The 17276-nt window shown below is 69.4% G+C and carries 18 protein-coding genes; 11 read left to right on the forward strand and 7 right to left on the reverse strand.

What is annotated here, in order from left to right; genetic code table 11:
- Nucleotides 1-143: 143 nt before the first annotated feature.
- Nucleotides 144-1406, reverse strand: a complete 1263-nt coding sequence (gene serS, locus NB3_RS10515; protein ID WP_067800229.1) for a serine--tRNA ligase — start codon at nt 1404-1406, stop codon at nt 144-146.
- 92 nt (nt 1407-1498) lie between these two features.
- On the opposite strand from serS, the gene NB3_RS10520 reads away from it, so the two are divergent.
- The 6 genes from NB3_RS10520 (at nt 1499) to NB3_RS10545 (ending at nt 7297) form a co-directional block, all read left to right on the forward strand.
- Nucleotides 1499-3199: an aldehyde dehydrogenase family protein gene (locus NB3_RS10520; protein WP_067800232.1), complete on the forward strand. Its 1701-nt coding sequence runs from the start codon at nt 1499-1501 to the stop codon at nt 3197-3199.
- 177 nt (nt 3200-3376) lie between these two features.
- Complete coding sequence (locus NB3_RS10525; protein ID WP_067800469.1) at nt 3377-4414, forward strand: septum formation family protein; 1038 nt, start codon at nt 3377-3379, stop codon at nt 4412-4414.
- Between the two features lie 10 nt (nt 4415-4424).
- Nucleotides 4425-4775: a metallopeptidase family protein gene (locus NB3_RS10530; RefSeq protein WP_067800235.1), complete on the forward strand. Its 351-nt coding sequence runs from the start codon at nt 4425-4427 to the stop codon at nt 4773-4775.
- A gap of 164 nt (nt 4776-4939) precedes the next feature.
- Nucleotides 4940-5251: a PE domain-containing protein gene (locus NB3_RS10535; protein ID WP_067800238.1), complete on the forward strand. Its 312-nt coding sequence runs from the start codon at nt 4940-4942 to the stop codon at nt 5249-5251.
- Between the two features lie 49 nt (nt 5252-5300).
- Entirely contained in the window at nt 5301-6473 is a 1173-nt protein-coding gene (locus tag NB3_RS10540) for a PPE domain-containing protein (protein WP_067800240.1), read from the forward strand.
- On the forward strand, nt 6470-7297 hold the full coding sequence (locus tag NB3_RS10545; protein WP_067800243.1) for an ESX secretion-associated protein EspG: 828 nt from the start codon (nt 6470-6472) through the stop codon (nt 7295-7297). The genes NB3_RS10540 and NB3_RS10545 overlap by 4 nt, the downstream gene beginning before the upstream one ends.
- Nucleotides 7298-7311: 14 nt before the next feature.
- Here NB3_RS10545 and NB3_RS10550 read toward each other — a convergent pair whose 3' ends face one another.
- The 3 genes from NB3_RS10550 to NB3_RS10560 form a co-directional block, all read right to left on the reverse strand.
- Nucleotides 7312-7980: a histidine phosphatase family protein gene (locus tag NB3_RS10550; protein ID WP_067800246.1), complete on the reverse strand. Its 669-nt coding sequence runs from the start codon at nt 7978-7980 to the stop codon at nt 7312-7314.
- The gene (pheA, locus tag NB3_RS10555) at nt 7977-8891 is read right to left on the reverse strand and encodes a prephenate dehydratase (RefSeq protein WP_067800248.1); all 915 of its coding nucleotides are present in this window, start codon (nt 8889-8891) and stop codon (nt 7977-7979) included. The genes NB3_RS10550 and pheA overlap by 4 nt, the downstream gene beginning before the upstream one ends.
- A 95-nt stretch (nt 8892-8986) precedes the next feature.
- The gene (locus NB3_RS10560; protein ID WP_067800252.1) at nt 8987-9400 is read right to left on the reverse strand and encodes a hypothetical protein; all 414 of its coding nucleotides are present in this window, start codon (nt 9398-9400) and stop codon (nt 8987-8989) included.
- A 149-nt stretch (nt 9401-9549) separates the two neighbouring features.
- Here NB3_RS10560 and NB3_RS10565 point away from each other — a divergent pair, with 149 nt between their 5' ends.
- The 5 genes from NB3_RS10565 to NB3_RS10585 all read left to right on the forward strand — a co-directional run bounded on the left by NB3_RS10565 (nt 9550) and on the right by NB3_RS10585 (nt 13922).
- Nucleotides 9550-10317, forward strand: a complete 768-nt coding sequence (locus NB3_RS10565; protein WP_067800255.1) for a DUF2470 domain-containing protein — start codon at nt 9550-9552, stop codon at nt 10315-10317.
- 133 nt (nt 10318-10450) lie between these two features.
- The gene (locus tag NB3_RS10570) at nt 10451-11245 is read left to right on the forward strand and encodes a CPBP family intramembrane glutamic endopeptidase (protein WP_067800258.1); all 795 of its coding nucleotides are present in this window, start codon (nt 10451-10453) and stop codon (nt 11243-11245) included.
- 127 nt (nt 11246-11372) lie between these two features.
- Nucleotides 11373-12740: an LCP family protein gene (locus tag NB3_RS10575; RefSeq protein WP_084486108.1), complete on the forward strand. Its 1368-nt coding sequence runs from the start codon at nt 11373-11375 to the stop codon at nt 12738-12740.
- 10 nt (nt 12741-12750) lie between these two features.
- Nucleotides 12751-13302, forward strand: coding sequence for a ferritin (locus NB3_RS10580; protein ID WP_067800260.1), 552 nt, complete (start codon nt 12751-12753; stop codon nt 13300-13302).
- A gap of 71 nt (nt 13303-13373) precedes the next feature.
- Nucleotides 13374-13922 (forward strand): ferritin, encoded by a 549-nt coding sequence (locus NB3_RS10585; protein ID WP_067800264.1) that lies wholly within the window; start codon nt 13374-13376, stop codon nt 13920-13922.
- Between the two features lie 197 nt (nt 13923-14119).
- On the opposite strand, the gene NB3_RS10590 is transcribed toward NB3_RS10585, so the two are convergent.
- From NB3_RS10590 to NB3_RS10600, 3 genes are all read right to left on the reverse strand, one after another.
- Complete coding sequence (locus NB3_RS10590) at nt 14120-15040, reverse strand: DUF5926 family protein (RefSeq protein ID WP_067800266.1); 921 nt, start codon at nt 15038-15040, stop codon at nt 14120-14122.
- A 429-nt stretch (nt 15041-15469) separates the two neighbouring features.
- Nucleotides 15470-16237: a glycerophosphodiester phosphodiesterase gene (locus tag NB3_RS10595; RefSeq protein ID WP_067800268.1), complete on the reverse strand. Its 768-nt coding sequence runs from the start codon at nt 16235-16237 to the stop codon at nt 15470-15472.
- A complete protein-coding gene (locus NB3_RS10600) occupies nt 16234-17268 on the reverse strand; it encodes a DUF4328 domain-containing protein (protein WP_218020563.1) in 1035 nt (344 codons plus the stop codon). Before NB3_RS10600 ends, NB3_RS10595 begins: the two co-directional genes overlap by 4 nt.
- Nucleotides 17269-17276: the final 8 nt, after the last annotated feature.

Genomic DNA, 17276 nt, shown 5'->3' on the forward strand with positions numbered 1-17276 from the left:
GCACCCGGGTTCGGGTATCGCCGCGAGACCCGATTCCTCGCACGACGAATAGCCTAGACATAAGGAATCCCACTGGTTGCCACATCCCGGGAATCCGGCATGGCGAACCAGTAGCTATTCATCTGAACGTTATTCCCGCGTAGTCAGTTCGACGGCCGGAGCACGTCCGTGCCGACGAACGGGACCAGGGCGGCCGGAATCCGGACCGACCCGTCGGCTTGCTGATGGTTCTCCAGAATGGCCACCAGCCAGCGGGTGGTCGCGAGCGTGCCGTTCAACGTGGCGGCGATCTGCGGCCGTCCGTTCTCGTCGCGGTAACGGACGGCCAGCCGCCGCGCCTGGTAGGTGGTGCAGTTCGATGTCGACGTGAGCTCCCGATAGGTCTGCTGGGTCGGCACCCACGCCTCGCAATCGAACTTGCGCGCGGCGGAGCTGCCGAGATCACCGGCCGCGACGTCGATCACCCGGTAGGGCACCTCGATCGCCGCGAGCATCTCCTGTTCCCAGGCGAGCAGGCGCTGATGTTCGGCGTCGGCCTGATCGGGCGTGGTGAAGACGAACATCTCCACCTTGTCGAACTGGTGCACCCGGATGATGCCGCGGGTGTCCTTGCCGTAGCTGCCCGCCTCCCTGCGAAAACACGACGACCAGCCCGCATAGCGCTTGGGGCCGTCGCTCAGGTCGAGGATCTCGTCCGAGTGGTAGCCCGCCAACGGCACCTCCGAGGTGCCGACCAGGTAGAGATCGTCGTCGGCGAGGTGGTAGACCTCGGCCGAATGCTGCCCGAGGAACCCGGTGCCCGCCATGACCTCCGGACGCACCAGCACCGGCGGAATCATCATGGTGAAGCCGTTGGCCACCGCCTTCTGCGCGGCCAGTTGCAGCATGCCCAGCTGCAGCAGCGCGCCGTAGCCGGTCAGGAAGTAGAACCGGGCGCCGGAGACCTTCGCCCCGCGCTCCATGTCGATCACGCCGAGCGACTCGCCGAGTTCCAAGTGGTCCTTCGGCTCGAAATCGAACTCCCTCGGGGTGCCGACGGTTTGCCGCACGACGAAGTCGTCCTCACCACCCGCAGGCGCGCCTTCCTGCACCACGTTCGAGATGGCGCGGTGCGCGGCGTCGAGATCCATATCGGCGGCGTGCTGCGCGGCCTCGGCCTCCTTGACCTTGACCGACATCTCCGACGCCTGCGCCAGCAGCGCGGACCGCTCCTCCTTGCTCGCCTTACCGATCAGCTTGCCCATCGCCTTGTGCTCGGCGCGCAGGTTGTCCGCGGTGGCGACCGCGGCACGCCGCGCCGCGTCCGCCTCGAGCAGCGCGTCGACGAGGGCGGGGTCTTCGCCGCGGGCGCGCTGCGAGGCGCGGACCGCGTCCGGGTTGTCCCGCAGGAATCGGAGGTCGATCATGGGCCACCAGCCTAGTGGTCGGTGTGTTGCGCTTTCACGCCGATATCCCAGGATGCGGACCATCCACGCTCGATCGAGCGCATAGTGGGCTTGTGGGCACCCCTTCGGGCGAGACGGCCATCGACAACGCGCTGGCCGATCTCGCCGCGGGCGAGAAGACGTGGGCCGCGACGCCGCTGCGCCGCCGCCGCGCCCTGCTCGACGAGATCCATGCCAGGACCGGCCGCTTCGCCGAGGACTGGGTGCGCGCCGCGTGCGTCGTCAAGGACCTCGACGAGCACTCCGCGCTGGTCGGCGAGGAATGGATGTCCGGCCCGCTCACCCTGCTGCAAGCCACGGCCGCGCTGTCGGCGACCATGGCCGCGCTGGAGACCGGCCGCAGCCCGCTGGCCGGCATCACGCTGCGGGACGCGCCGGGCGGGCGGTTGGCCGTGCCCGTGTTCCCGTTCGGCGTCTACGACCGGCTGTTGCTGAACGGTTTCCGCGGCGAGGTGTGGCTGCGGCCCGGCGTCGACGCCGACAGCGCCCGCAGGCGAGCCGGGCTGGCCCAGCTCGATCCCACCGCGACCGGCGGGATCGGCGCGGTGCTCGGCGCGGGCAACATCACCTCGATTCCGCCGCTGGACGCGCTGTACGAGCTGTTCGCGCACAACCGGGTGGTCGCGCTGAAGCTCAACCCGATCACCGACCCGCTGTTCACGGTCTTCGAGATGGTGTTCGAACCGCTGCTTGAACTCGGCGCGCTGCGGATTCTGACCGGCGGCGCGCGGGAGGGCGGCTATCTGGTGCGTCATCCGGATGTCGCGCACGTGCACATGACCGGCAGCGCGCAGACCCACGACGCCATCGTCTGGGGCGCGGGCGCGGAGGGCGAGGAGCGCAAGAAGGACAACCGGCCCCTGCTGGACAAGCCGATCACCAGCGAGCTGGGCGGCGTCTCACCGACCATCGTGGTGCCCGGCGACTGGTCCGACGCCGATCTGCGCTACCAGGCCGAGCACGTGGCCACCCAACGGCTGCACAACGGCGGCTACAACTGTGTGGCGGCGCAGGCGCTGGTGATCGGCTCCGAGTGGGACCGCAAGGACGATTTCCTCGCCGAACTCCGCCTGGCCATGGAACGGGCGCCACAGCGAACCGCCTACTACCCCGGCAGCGACGCGCGGGTCGCCGACGCGCTGGCCTCGTATCCGGACGCGGAGCGCCTCGGCGCGGGGCGGGTGCTGGTCGACGGACTGCCGCGCACCGGCTCGCCGCTGCTGCACACGGAGTACTTCTCGCCGGTGCTCGGCGTCGTGGAGCTGCCGTACTCGGGCGGCGAGTTCCTGCAACACGCGGTGGACTTCGCCAACGCCGAGCTGACCGGCACCCTCGGCGCGAACGTCATCGCCCATCCGGCGACCATGCGCAGGCTCGGTGTCGCGTTCGACCGCGCGATCGAACGGCTGCGCTACGGCGCGATCGCGGTGAACACCTGGACCGGCCTGGCCTTTCTCGCGCCGCGGGCCGCGTGGGGCGCCTTTCCCGGACATACCCTCGATGACGTGCAGAGCGGTATCGGCGTGGTGCACAACGCCCTGTTGCTCGACGATGTGGAGCGCACCGTGGTGCACGGCCCGTTCCGGCCCGTTCCGCGCTCGTTGCTCGGCGGGGAGTTCGCCCTCTCCCCCAAGCCGCCTTGGTTCGTGGGCAACGCCACCGCCGCCACCACAGGGCGCAGGCTGACCGAGTTCTACGCCGACGCCAACCCGGCCCGGTTGCCCGGCGTCTTCCTCTCAGCGCTGCGCGGCTGATCCGCCCGTGCCCGTGCCGCGCCGATCGGGCCAGGTCGTGGCACCACGGCACCGACGCTGCCATGATGGACCGCGATGTCCTCCGAACGTGTGTCCCGATCCCCGCAGCCGCGCAAGCGCGGCGCGTCGTCGCGCGCCGACTCCATTCGGCGCTCGTTCGACTCGGCCAAGGCCGCCATGGGCAAGGGCGAACTGCGCGATCTGCATCTGTCGGCGCCCACCTTGCGCTGGGGCCTGCTCGCGGTAGCCGTCGGCGCCGTGGTCGCTGCCCTGGTGACGCTGTTCATCACCGGCTTCGACAACGAGAAGGGCTTGGAGGCGCACAATCCGGGCGCACCGGCACAGCCGGTGCTGGACAAGGAGTTCGGCACCGCGTCCAAGGGTGACTGCCTGAGCTGGACCAAACCGGACCGCTCGGACCTGGTCAAGGTGAACTGCTCGAGCAAGCACATGTTCGAGGTCGCGGCCGACATCGACATGAGCAGGTACCCGGGCAAGGAGTTCGGTCCCGGCTCGCGGTTCCCGGACTCGCTGCGCCTCACCGAGCTGAAGGAAGAGCACTGCGTGCCCGCGGTGCAGAAGTACATGTCGGGCCGGTTCGATCCGCGCGGCAAGTACATCGTCGGGCTGATGTACCCGAGCCCGGAAGGCTGGCAGCACGGTGACCGCACGCTGCGCTGCGGCCTGCAGATCGCGGCCAGCGCAGGCACCCCGCCGTCGGTCGGCAGCGCCACCGAGCACGACCAGTCCAAGGTGTACGAGGCGGGCGTGTGCCTCGGCATCAACCAGAACCTGCCCACCGATCCCGTCGACTGCGCCCAGCCGCACGCGGTGGAGATCGTCTCCACGGTGGATCTCAGCGCCCACTTCAACGGCGGCCCGCCCGCGAAGGACGACCAGGACAAGTTCGTCGAGGAGGAGTGCACCCGCACCTCGACCGACTATCTCGGCGGACCGGACGTCATCCGGAACAAGACGCTCACGCTGTTCTTCGATTACATCGATGCCCGCAGTTGGATGGCGGGCAGCCGCAAGCTGGACTGCATGATCGGCAAGGGCGCCGACCGGGAGGGCTTCGCGCCGATCACCGGTTCGGCGAAGGGCGAGATCCTGATCAACGGCCAGGCTCCGGTGCCGCCGCCGAACAACGGACGTTCCACGCCCGCACCGCTGCCTGGCGCGGCGCCGCTGCCGCCGCAGCCACAGCCGAGGTAGCCGAACGCCGATGCCCGTGACGATGTCCGCCGACCGGTTCGAGGAATTGGTCGGCGACGCACTGGATCTCATCCCGCCCGAGCTGACCCGCGCCATCGACAACGTGGTCGTGCTGATCGAGCCGCGCAATCCGGAGGATCCGCATCTGCTCGGCCTGTATCACGGCATCGCCCTCACCGAACGCGACAGTCAGTACGGCGGAGCGCTTCCCGACACCGTGACCATCTATCGCGACGCGATTCTCGAGCACTGCGCCGACGAGGCGGAGGTGGTGGAAGAGGTGGCGATCACTGTGATCCACGAGATCGCACACTATTTCGGCATTGACGAAGACCGCCTGCATCAGCTGGGATGGGGATAGTCTTGACCGAGCTGTATTGCGCACCACCAACGGTAGGTGTGTAATCGGCACGGAGATCGAAAAGTTGGGGATTCGATGGAACCGATCGCGTTGCTGTCGCGTCCTATCACTCGAAGGGGGAATTCTCGTGGTTCCGCCCCACAGCCACTAGAAGGAGTCGAGTCATGGTTGGACATGTACTGATCGCACCCGAAGCCATTCTCGCCGCCGCGGCCGAACTCGACCTCGTCGCCGAACGTCTGGCCGCCGCCGCGGCGGTCACCGCGCCGGCGACGCACGTGCTGCCCTCCGGGGCGGAGGAAGTCTCCTTCGTCAGCGCGAGCCACTTCAATCAGGGGGCGATGTCGCACGACCGGGCGATCGCGCAGGCGATTCTGGAATGCCACCACGCCGCGGCGACGCTGCGCATGCAGCTGGCCCAGCACGTCGCGGGCGACGTGGTGCGTGCCGCCGGCATCAGCGCCATCCAGGTGTAGTTCCGCACCGAGTTCATCAGCAACGCTTCAAGCAGGGGAGAAGACAAACATGGTCGCAGGAGTCACCGGGGTGATCTGGGCCGCGCGCCCGTCGGAGGTCAATTCGGCCACCCTTCACGCGGGCGCGCACGCGATTCCGATCTCGGCCGCCGCCACCGCGTGGGGCGGTCTCACCGCCGCCTGGGTCGACGCGACGACGACCGTCGCCAGGGTGATGGCCGAACTCGGCGTCGGCATGCAGGGCATCAACGGTATCGCCGCGCTGGGCAAGCTCACCGGCTTCCTCGGCTGGTCCGAGCAGCAGGGCGTGCAGGCGGCCGCGATGGGCGCCAAGGCCGCGGCGAACGCCACCGCCTACACCGTCGCCGCGCTGGCGATGCCGAGTCCGCCCGAGATCGCGGCCGTCAACACCGCACTGGCCGCGTCGGCGAACCCGCCGGGCGTGTTGAGCGGCGCCTTCGAGGCCGCCGAAGTCGCCAGGCACGCCATGGACATTCGCGCCGCGCTCGTCATGGAGACCTACGAGGCCGCGACCAGCGCCATGCTCGCCACGCCCGCCGAGTTCCTGCTGCCGCCGCCGATCGCCAAGGGCGCCGGTACGGCCAGCCCCGAGCAGGCGGCGGACACGACCACCGAAGTCCCGGCCGATCCGATCCAGGCTGCCGTCGCCGCCACCCAGGCGTTCCTGAGCAACCCGGGCGTGGCGAGCGCTGCCACCCAGGCCGCTCAGGCTGTCGGCTCGATCGCCACCACCGGTGTCTCCACCGTCGGAAATGTCGCGGGCAGCGCGATCGCGGCGGCCACCACCAGCTCCGCTCCCACTCTCTCCGGCATGGCTCCCATGGCGATGGGTGTCGGTGCGGCGGCCACGGCTGCCGGCGCGGCGACGCGTGCCGTGTCGTTCACGGGTCTCGGATCGGTGGCGGGCATCAGCAGCGGCTCGCTCAAGCTTCCCGAGGGCTGGGGCTCCAACGGCACGATCGGCGGCGCCACCGCTCCCGTCCAGGAGACTTCCGTGGTCAAGGGCGCCGAGACGGCGCCGGTGCGTCCTGCCAACACCGGCAACGGCAACCCCTTGCTCGGTAATCAGGCGCGCAGCGACGAGGACGACGAGAACGAGCACGACGGCCGGGACTACTTGCGGTCGACCGAGCACTTCAACGACGGCCGTTTCACCGCCGATGGGGTCATCGGCGGTGACCTCAGCGGGACGGTTAGGTGACCGTACTCGGTGCGGGCCGCGGCCCGTCGACGCTCGATGCGGTCGTCCTGTCGCTCGACGAAATGCAGTTCCTCGTGGAGAAACTGCAAATCGAGGTTCCCGTCGTCCTGAACGCGAGGGCGCGGTACGACAACCTGACCGACCACAAAGCGGCGATGGACGCGGCCGCCGAGTCCCTCGCGCAGCGGGAACTCCTGATCGATGATGTGCTGCATGGTGATCTGGAGAATCGGCTGCGCGCGCTGCACCGGCCCCACTGGATCATCGCGCTGCGCTTGGTCGTCGATGGCTGGGTGAGCCGCTTCTGTCTGGCGAAGGGCGTCGACCTCCCGGTCGTCGCCCTTCGGGGGCAGGACTCCTACGTCATCGACGAGGCCGGAAACGACCTACCGGGAACGGTTCTCGCGGCACTCGGTTACGCCGAGCCGCTGGAGCTGTACGGCATGAACGCCCCGACCGAAGAGCTGGCCACGATCTTCGGCGACACCGGTGACGCCGCGGCCACCGCGGAAAGGCTGGCCAAGGTGGGCCATCCGGCCCAGGACGCGCACACCCTCGCCGCGGCTCTGGTGGAGATTCACTCGTATGCCGAGATCGTCGGTGTGATCTACGGCGACGGCACCAGAGACACGGCCGACAACCACATCGCCGTCTTCAACACGCGCGCCGGTCGATTCATCGCGACCGCGAGCAGGTCCGACGACGGCGTGAAGTGGACGTCGCTCAGCAGCGGCACGCCCGCACGACTGCGCACGGCCGTGCAGGATCTGATCAATTTCCTACCGGAACGCGAAGACTTCCCCCGGAATCCGAAGCTGTCCTGAGCGCGCGGGCATCGCTAACCCATGGGGTCGTCCGAGGTCGGTGCGACTTCGTAGCCGAACGGCGGCGTGAACCGTCCCCAGCGAATGCACTCCCACCCGCCGTCCGGCATCGGTACCAGCTCGATGGTCTCGGTGTTGTCCAAGTGATTGTTCGTGGTGAACGGCGGCCGGACGTCCGCGAGAGTGCGGCCGACGAGTCGCATGGCCGCACCGTGACTGACCACCATCACGTCACCGTGCGTGTCGTCGTCCGGGGTCAGATAGGTGTTCCGCAGTTCCTCGACCGCGGGCAGGAACCGGTCCAGCACATCCTGTGCGGATTCACCGCCCGGCACCCGCAGCGTGAGATCGCCCTCGTGCCAGGCACGGTAGATCCGCTGGAAGGTTTGGTGCGCTTCTTCGCTGTGTTCCCCCTCCAGATCTCCGGCCTGTACCTCGTGCAGTCCGTCGAGCACCATGGCGGCCACACCGGTCGCCGCCTCGATGTAGCTCGCGGTCTGGCGCGCGCGCAGCGCCGCGGAGGAGAACAGCACCTTCGGCGGCCGGAGCAACCCTTCACCGAACGCTTTCGCTTGCGCCGCACCGCGTTCGGTCAGCGGTAGGCCAGGAATGCGAGTGTCCAGCAGTTTGGCGACATTGCCCTCGGTCTCCCCGTGCCGGACCAGAATCAACCTCCCGGTCATAGGTCGGCCATCCCCTTTCTCAGCTGGATCAACCACTCCGCGTCCGCTTCGTCCGGCGGTGGTGGCGTGCCGGTCGCGGAAGTGGCAGGCCAAGACCCGAGAAAGCGGATCCGCGCGGTGCGGTGCAGTGCCTTGAGCGCCTCGGCCACCGCGGCGTCATCGATGTGCCCCACGCAGTCGAGGTAGAAACGGTAGGTGCCCATGCCGGTCCGGGTGGGCCGCGACTCGATCCTGGTCAGATCGATACCGCGAGTGGCGAATTCGGCGAAGGCGCGCATCAGCGAGCCAGGCACGTTCGGCAGCTCGAGCACGATCGAGGTGCGGTCGGCGCCGGTGGCGGGCGGCGCCACCGTCGGCCTGGTGCACAGCACGAACCGCGTGATCGCCTGCTCGTGATCGGCGACCCCGGAGGCCAGCGCGATCAATCCCAGCCGCTCTCCGGCCAGTGCGGTCGACACGGCGGCATCCGCGTGGCCTGCCGCCACGTCTTCGGCGGCGGCGGCGTTCGACGCGGAGGTGTAGGGCTGCGCTTGCGGGAGATGCCGCGACACCCACAAGCGCACCTGCGCGGCGGCCACTGGATATGCGGCGAGGGTGCGCACGTCCGGTAGCGCCGTGCCCGGTTTGCCGAGGATCGTGAAGCTGACCTCGAGTTCGGTCTCGGCGACGATCTGCAGACGCGGACCGATTGCCAGCGAGTCGAGCGTCGCCGAGATCGACCCCTCGACGGAGCTCTCGATCGGCACCACCGCGCCCTCCACGTCACCGGAGCGGATCAGGTCGAGCGCGGCGCCTTGACTGGGCGCGGCGATCCGCTCCACGGGCCCGTCGAAGGTTCCCGAGGATTCCAGTTGAGCGAGGGCCATCTCGGTGAACGTTCCGGACGGCCCGAAGTACGCGATTCGCGGCACGGTTACGAGATTACTTGCGCGCTCGCTCGGCTCCCCACCGATTGGGAAGGCCCCACCGCCCCGGGTTGTCTGGTCCACGACCGCCCGAGCGGCGTTCACCCTGCGTTGAGCACCCGCAATGCGGCGTCCACCCGGTCGGCGGCCTCGGTTTCGATGGCGAGCAGGACCGATCGGACCGCCTCGACGGCCTGCGGCTTCAAGGAGGTCAGAAAGGCGATGTCGGGGTCGCGCAGGGCCGTGCCGATGTCCTCGCCGCACAGGGCGGCGGCCGTGGCGGCGACGATGGCGACCGCACGCTCTCCCGAGGAGGTGCGCGCGACGAAGCCGGTATCGGAGTGGGCCACCTGCGCGAGGAAGTCGGCGATCTCGGCGTCGGGGGCGTCCAGCTCCAGCGTCGGCGCGGCGGGACTTGCGCCGATGTTGCGGACCAACCCGTCGGCCAAACCGCGCCGCGGCGGCGCCGACAACGTCACCAGCACCGGTTCGCCCGATTCCGTCCTTTCCGACACGCCCCCACCGTAACAACCCGGTTCGACCGGAATCGACACGGTTCGCTGCGATCAGCCGGATCGGAACGCTTGCGGGAACACCGGTTCGTCTCTTAGCTTAGGGTAACCTAATCATCACTTGTTGCGCCGCACGCTCCACGGAGGTTTGTATGCCGCGTCCGTCCTCGACCGTCGCACCGTCCACCGCCGAGCGAGTGCGCAGCGCCTGCGCGCACGCGGAGCAGGCGGTGCTGGCCATGCCCGGCATCGATCCGACGCCCGCGTCCGTGCATCACGTCCGGCAGTGCGGCGACGCCGTGATCGCGGTGCCGACGGCCTCGGTCGCCGCCATCCTGGCCGGCAACTCCGGAGAGCACGGCGCGCCCGCGGTGCTGGAACTCACCGACCACGCCCCGCTGCCGCTGCGCGAGCCCGTCCGCGCGTTGGTCTGGCTGCGCGGCTGGGTGCGCGCGGTGCCCACCCAGGCGCAGCGCGCGCTGGCGACCGAGGTGGCGAAGGAGCATCCGCATCCGGGACTGCTCGATATCGGCTTCGGCGCCAGCCTGCTGCGGTTGGTGATCAACTCCGCGGTGGTGGCCGACTCGACCGGCGCTGAATCGGTGAGCAGCGACGAGTTGCGTTCGGCGCAGCCGGATCCGTTCTGCGCCATGGAATCCGCGTGGCTGCAGCACATGCAGGCCGACCACGCCGACGTCGTTGCCCAGCTCGCCAGGCACCTGCCGCCACAGCTACGGCACGGCATCGTGCACCCGCTCGCCATCGACCGCTACGGACTCACCCTCCGGGTGGAAGGACACGACGGCGACCACGACTTCCGCTTGCCGTTCAGCGCACCGGCCGACGACATCGATGGCCTGAGCCGGGCCGTGCGCACGCTGGCTGGCTGCCCGTTCCTCAACGGATTGCGCCGGATCTGACGCCGGAGCGCCGGCCCGCGTTCGGCGCTCGAGCCCTGGGCAGGACCACGCCGGGGCGATACGGCGGCGCGCCGGGCGATTCGACCGCCGACGCGGCGCGCGCCTGTTCGGACCAGCGCAATAGATTCGACCCATGCGTGCGGAGTCCAGTGCCGAGTGGGACGAGGCCGAGCCGACCGATCGGGAGCGGCTGGCGATCAAGCTCGAGATCGCCGTGGTGCTGCTGGTCACCTTCGGGCTCAGCGGGCTCAGCGCCGCGCTCTCGCTGGTGGAGAGCGCGCTGGCCCCGGGCGGGATCGGCGGGCGCACCGTCGCGCTGAATCCGTCGCGATCGACCCAGTCCACCATCGACCTGCTGTTCCAGCTGCTCAGCGTGCTGCGGCTGCTCGGATGGGCGGCGCTGGGGCTGTATCTGCTGTGGCGCGGCGGCATCGGGCCGCGGCTGATCGGGCTGGCGAACCGGCTGCGGTGGCGCGCCGACGTGCTACCCGGCTTGACGCTGGCCGCGATCATCGGATTGCCGGGGCTGGGGTTGTATCTCGCGGCGCACGCGCTCGGCCTCAGCGTGACGATCGTCCCGGCCTCGCTCGGCGACTACTGGTGGCGGCTGCCCGCGCTCATCCTCTCCGCCTGCGCGAACGCCGTGGCCGAAGAGGTCATCGTGGTCGCGTTCCTGCTCACCCGGCTGCGCAAACTCGGGTGGTCGGCGAACTCGGCTCTGCTGGCCTCGGCTGTGCTGCGCGGCAGCTATCACCTGTACCAAGGAATCGGCGGCGGGCTCGGAAACTTTGTGATGGGCGTCATATTCGGCCGCTATTGGCAGCGGACGAACCGGCTGTGGCCGCTGGTCCTCGCCCACGCAACCATCGATGCGGTCGCCTACATCGGCTACACCGTTCTGCGCGGCCATGTTTCGTGGCTCCCGTGACGCAACTGTGCCCTCGGGAACGCTAACAACCGGGTCCGGCCCGCGAATTACGAAGCAGCGCCGCTTCCGCGTGCGCCGGTGTCCACATGCGGCACGTCACGTCGGCCCGATAAGTAGAGTTTCAGTGATGAACGGCGACGACCCCCAGCGCAACGCGCGTACGCGCCGGATGCCGCCGCCCGGCAGTCCCGGTGAGCCTCCTCCCATGCGCCGCCGCATGCCGCCTCCCGGGCCCGGCGCTCCGCCGCCGATCGAGCCCACGCAGGTGATGCGCCGCGACGGAACCGCCGACCCGCACGGCCAGCCGCTGGCGTATTCGCAGGTCCCGCCCGAGCAGGCGCGCCGTATGCCGCCTCCCCAAGCCCGCAGGCACGCCCCCACCCAGCGCCCCGTGCCGCATCACGACGTTCCGTCGCACGCCCCCACCCAGCGCCCGGTGCCCTATCACGAAGGTCCGCCGCACGCGCCGCCCCGGAAGCCGCGGCCGTTCCGGGAAGGCCCCCCTCCGGTCCCGCCCCGGGGAGCACGTTCGCCGCGGGCCCCTCGACCACGCCGCAAGCGGCACCCTTTCCGCTGGTTCCTGGTGATCCTGCTGGTGCTGGTGGTGGCCGCCGTCGGCGCCGTCATCAAGTTGGACAACTCGCTCAACCGCATCCCAGCGCTGGCGAACTACGCCAAGCGCGTCGGCGACACACCCGGCACGAACTGGCTGCTGGTCGGGTCCGACGGTCGCGGCGAACTGACTCCCGAGCAGGAGCGGGAACTCGCCACCGGCGGTGAGGTCGGCCCCGAGCGCACCGACACGATCATGCTCGTGCACGTGCCGCGATCGGGGAAGACCACGCTGGTCAGCCTGCCGCGCGACTCGTACGTCAGCATTCCGGGCCAGGGCAAGGACAAGCTGAACGCGGCGTTCGCCATCGGCGGCCCCGCGCTGCTGGTCCAGACCGTGGAGGTCGCCACCGGCCTGCGCATCGACCACTACGCGCAGATCGGTTTCAGCGGCTTCGCCAGCGTGGTCGACACGCTCGGCGGCATCGACGTGTGCGTGCCCAAGCCGATCGATGACCCGCTCGCCGGCATCGACCTGCCCGCAGGCTGCCAGCGCCTGAACGGACCACAGGCGTTGGGCTTCGTCCGCAGCCGCGCGACGGCGCTGGCCGATCTGGACCGGATGAACAACCAGCGGATCTTCATGGCCGCGCTGCTGAAGAAGGCGACCAGCGGCGCCACGCTGGCCAACCCGTTCAAGCTCTGGCCGCTGGCCACCGACACCGCCAAGTCCCTGAAGGTCGACAACGGCGACCACATCTGGAACCTCGGCGGGCTGGGCTGGGCGCTGCGGGGCGACACCGTCGCCACGGCGGTGCCGGTCGGCGGATTCGACGACACCGACAGCGGCAACGTCCTGCTGTGGGACAAGGAGAAAGCAGGCCGGTTCTTCGACGCGCTGGCCGACGACCGTCCGATCCCGGAGGATCTGCTGACGCGGTAGCGTCGACGCCATGCCGGACATCGACGACGCCGACGAGTCCTTCGCCGACTCGCTGCGCACGCAGATTCGTCGCGAATTCACTGCTGCGCAGCAGTATCTCGCGGCCGCCGTGTACTTCGACGCGCGCAGGCTGCCGCGATTGGCCGGACACGCCTACGACCGGTCACGCGAGCACCACGGTAACGCGCTGCGCATGGTGCAGTACCTGTTGGACCGGGATCTCCCGGTGCAGATCGGCGGCTTGGACGAGATCCAGTCCACCTTCGAAAGCCCGCGCGCCGCAGTCGCTTTACTGCTGGAGATCGAGCAGGCCCGCCGCGCTGGTATCAGTGATCTGGCTCATACGGCTCGCACTTCCGGCGACTATCTGGGCGAACGATTCATTCGATGGTTCCTCGCCGAACAGGTGAAGAACGTCGCCGGGATGAGCACGATGCTGGCCGTGATCGACCGCGCCGACGGGCAGTTGTTCGACGTCGAGGAGTTCGTGGCCCGGGAGATGCGGTCGCGACCGCACGCCGATATCGCGGCGCCGAAAATGGCTGGCGCCGCGAAGAATTAATTAGGCAACACTAGCCTCATTAAGGCTGCACTTGGATGACATGGGACATGGCCGGCGCTAATGTCGATGCCATGTCAAGCCATCCGGAATCACCTCGCAGCAAATTTCACAGCCTGTTGCACGATCAGATCCGGCACGAATTCAATGCCGAGCATCAGTACATCGCGATTGCGGTGTGGTTCGACAATGCCGATCTCCCGCAGCTTGCCAAGCGGTTCTACAAGCAGGCCGTCGAAGAGCGCAATCACGCGATGATGATCGTGCAGTACTTCCTCGACCGGGATATCAGCGTCGAGATTTCCGGCATCGACGCCGCGAAATCGCGGTTCGAGAATGCCAGGGAGCCGATCGCGCTCGCGCTAGCGCAGGAGAAGACGGTCACCGAGCAGATCATCCAGCTGGCGAGCACCGCCCGGGAAGAGGGCGACTACCTCGGCGAACAGTTCATGCAGTGGTTCCTCAAGGAACAGGTCGAGGAAGTCGCGAACATGACCACCCTGCTCACCATCGCCGATCGCGCCGGGTCGAACCTGTTCGACCTGGAGGAATTCGTCGCCCGGGAAATGAGCGGCCCGAGCGATGCCTCCGGCGCGCCGTCGGTGGCCGGCGGCTCCGTCTGACGGAGGTCGCCGAACAGGCCCGGTTCCCGTATCGGGAACCGGGCCTGTCGCTGTTCAGCTCCGATTTGCTCTGTCGGTGTAAACGGCGGTCTCATCGCATTTCGCAGTGCTTCGGCAATTCTTTCCCCGCCTTCCGGGCGGTACCGGCGCCAATTGAAACACCGACCGCTTTTCCCGAAGTTCCGTGTCTCCGAGGCTCAGCGCAAGGTGACCTGACGCGACCGCAGGCCGTCGCGGGAGCGCCGCTCGTCGGAGGTCAACGGGGCGTCCACGGCCAGCGCCTCGGACAGGCGAGCGCCGAATTCGGCCGCGGGCTTCACCCATTCGTCGGGGTGCCGCTCGCGGTCCAGGTCGAAGACCGGGACCAGCACGCCGTGGGTGCGGAAGGACCCCGCGAATCGAGAGCCATCGCCGAGGTGCAGCCCCCCGGAAGCGTGCAGGCGGGCCAGCGCCAGCATGAGCGCGTCCTCGTCCTCCGGCCGCACCCAGCGGATGTGCGCCTTCTCGCCCGCGTCCACCCACCAGGCGGCGCCGATCGCGTCGGCGTCCAGCCCGAGCCGCGCCGACGGCATGATCGCCTGCTTGGCCTGCTCGATGGTGGCGGCGACCTGCGCGTCGGGCTCCACCCCCGCCGGCACCCACCAATCGAAGTCCTGGTGCACGGTCAAATCCAGGCTCGCGGCGGGGTCGATGACATCGGCCAGCCGCGGGCCGCCCGCCACGCTCTCCACGGAGGTCAGCGAATCACCGGGTTCGGCGGACTGCGTCCACAGGATCGCCGCGGCCAGATCGGCGGCCGGGTCCGCGCCCTGGAATTGCACCTGTGCGCCGACGTAACCGCTGGGTTCGTCACCGGCGCGCACCAACGCGGCCACCGCGCCGGGTAGCACCGTTCCGAGCACGACCGGCCGCTCCGCCGCCACCTCGGCCGCCAGGGTCAAGGTCGCGGTGGCCGACGGAACGAATTCGCGCAGGGCGATCAGATCGCACTCCGCGGCCAGGCCCTCGAACGGACGCGAGACGATCCGTGCCGCCTGCTCCTGCGCCGCCCGCCGCTCGGCGAGACGCTGCGCCCGGTTCCCGCCGGGCTTAGGACTGTTGCGCTTGCTTTTACCCACGAGGGGTCAACTTACTGTGTTTGTTTTTCCAGCGCCTGCGGCGCTGGGTGTTCGCGGCCCCTTTGTGGCTCGCGTCCGAGTGACCGCCGCTGGCGACTTCGTCGCGGACGCGGCGGCCACTCGGACGCGAGCCGGGCCGCGAACGGCGGATGCTCGGTCTCGCTTCGCTCGAAAGCCGTGGTTGCGGTGGTGTGGTTCCGTAAGGAATTGGCGCCCGAATTACCTGCGCCGTGTGGGCGTGGCGAAATGCCGCCGACACCCCGCTCCGGCCTTCTCACTGCCTGCGCAGAAGCGACGGACGTCTAGGGACCTCTTCGGATCAGCGGGACACGTGTCTGTCTCGATCGATCCACTGCCGAAACGACTGGCACGACCTCAGGTGGCTGTATGGGCGAGATGTCCCGAATCAGCCCGGCCCGGCAGTTCCGGTCAGGCGGCGGGCAGTAGCGACTTGGTGCGGCCGGGGTGGTTGGTGGCGACCCAGCTGACGCCGAGGTCGGCGCACAGTTGGACGTCGTCCGGATCGTCGACGGTCCAGCAGTAGGTGGCGCGGCCCGCGGCGGCGGCCTTGTCGACCAGGTCGGGGTGCTCGCGCAAGGTCTTCACCGATGGCCCGACAGCTGTGGCGCCGACGGTGGTGGCCGCCGATCCGCCGAGGTAGCGTGACGACTCGCCGAGCAGAACGGTGGGCAGCAGCGGGGCGGCGCGCCGGATGCGCCACACGGCGGTGGCCGCGAACGACATCACGACCGCGCGGGAATGATCGGCCGAGGCCGGGGTGGCGATGCCGAAGCGCTGGAGCTCGGCGAGCAGCTTGTTCTCCACCAGCGCGCCGTAGCGGACCGGGTGCTTGGTCTCGATGAACAGCTTGGTCGGCCTGCTGCGCCAGTCCAGCACCAGGCCGATCAGCTCGCTGAGGGTCAGCACCGAGGCGGGCGCGCCGTCAGCCCCGAAATCGAGCGCGCGGAGCTCGTCCAATGTCATCTCGCTGACCAGGCCGCTGCCCGACGAGGTCCGGTCGACGGTGCGGTCGTGCACGCACACCAGATGCCCGTCCCTGGTCAGCCGGACATCGCACTCGACGCCGTCGGCGCCCTCCTGCAGCGCGAGCTCGTAGGCGGCGAGCGTGTGCTCGGGGCGCGCCGCCGATGCGCCTCGATGCGCGACGACGAACGGCGCGCGACTGCCCTGGCTCACTTGGCCATAACCTCCTCCTGCTCACGGTCCTGAGCACCGTTGTCCTCGTGCGTGTCGGCGCGGGCCTGGCCTCGCCCGCCGGGATGCACCGGCTCGATCACCGGCACGGCGGGGTCGACCGCGATCAGCCAGCGGCGTGCGGTCCGGCCGCGACCGAGCAGGTCGCGCCCCTCGATCGTGCGCAACACCCAGAGGGTCAGCACCGCGACCACCGCGGCGACCGCGTCGGTGAACGCGGTGAACAGCACCCCGTCCGCCTCGGCTTGCAACGAATCCGCGGTCCGCCACAGTAGCGCGGCCGCCGCGACGAGTCCGCCGAAGACCCACGCCGCCCACCAGATCCGGACGGTCCGGCGCATCCGGGGATCGTCCTGCAACGCGGCCACTTCGCTCAGGAAGACCCCCGGCCACAGGAGGTTGACCACCGGAACCAGGCAACCGAACGCGAGCGCTCGCGGCGATCGCGGGTCGCGCCTGCCCGAAGCGGCGTAGGCCGAGCGCCTGATCTCGATCAGCCGTCCGACCGTGGCCGCGGCCGCCAGCAGCGCGAGCACGATCGCGAGCACGCCCGCGCCGATGACCAACGCGTCGGAGGCGAAGAGGACGGCGGGGTGGATCAAACGGGTCCGGTTGCGCAACAGCACCGCATAGCGCGCCAGCTCGGCGACGGCCGCGAGTCCGAAGACGACCGCCGTGGCGACCAGCAGCCTGGTCACCGCGTCGGTCAGCTTGCCGAACGGACGCCGCGCCGCGCGGCCCGGGTGTGGCGGCTGGTCGATCAACCCCCAGCGTGGGATCTGCGTGTACCGGGGCGTTTCGCTCGGTGCGGCCGACCGGACGGATGACTGCGCTCGCCTGGCGCGGTGGTCCGGTTTGCGCGCCACCCAGCGGTAGTTGCGACGGCTGGCGGGCGCGTCGATCGGCCCCGGCGAGAGGAGTACGCCGCGGCAGCGCGGGCACCAGTGCATCGGCGCCCCTTGCACGGCCCAGCGCGCACCGCAGCGCGCACAAGGTTGCACCACCGTACTCACCCGCGCAC

This window comes from Nocardia beijingensis NBRC 16342 (assembly GCF_001612785.1).
GTDB lineage: Bacteria > Actinomycetota > Actinomycetes > Mycobacteriales > Mycobacteriaceae > Nocardia > Nocardia beijingensis.

Coding starts and splice junctions, on each gene's coding strand:
- NB3_RS10550 (WP_067800246.1), bottom strand. CDS start 7,980: ATGACCGGGAGGTTGATTCTGGTCCGGCACGGGGAGACCGAGGGCAAT.
- NB3_RS10580 (WP_067800260.1), top strand. CDS start 12,751: ATGCCGGACATCGACGACGCCGACGAGTCCTTCGCCGACTCGCTGCGC.
- serS (WP_067800229.1), bottom strand. CDS start 1,406: ATGATCGACCTCCGATTCCTGCGGGACAACCCGGACGCGGTCCGCGCC.
- NB3_RS10570 (WP_067800258.1), top strand. CDS start 10,451: ATGCGTGCGGAGTCCAGTGCCGAGTGGGACGAGGCCGAGCCGACCGAT.
- NB3_RS10585 (WP_067800264.1), top strand. CDS start 13,374: ATGTCAAGCCATCCGGAATCACCTCGCAGCAAATTTCACAGCCTGTTG.
- NB3_RS10535 (WP_067800238.1), top strand. CDS start 4,940: ATGGTTGGACATGTACTGATCGCACCCGAAGCCATTCTCGCCGCCGCG.
- NB3_RS10525 (WP_067800469.1), top strand. CDS start 3,377: ATGGGCAAGGGCGAACTGCGCGATCTGCATCTGTCGGCGCCCACCTTG.
- NB3_RS10565 (WP_067800255.1), top strand. CDS start 9,550: ATGCCGCGTCCGTCCTCGACCGTCGCACCGTCCACCGCCGAGCGAGTG.
- NB3_RS10530 (WP_067800235.1), top strand. CDS start 4,425: ATGCCCGTGACGATGTCCGCCGACCGGTTCGAGGAATTGGTCGGCGAC.
- NB3_RS10575 (WP_084486108.1), top strand. CDS start 11,373: ATGAACGGCGACGACCCCCAGCGCAACGCGCGTACGCGCCGGATGCCG.
- NB3_RS10540 (WP_067800240.1), top strand. CDS start 5,301: ATGGTCGCAGGAGTCACCGGGGTGATCTGGGCCGCGCGCCCGTCGGAG.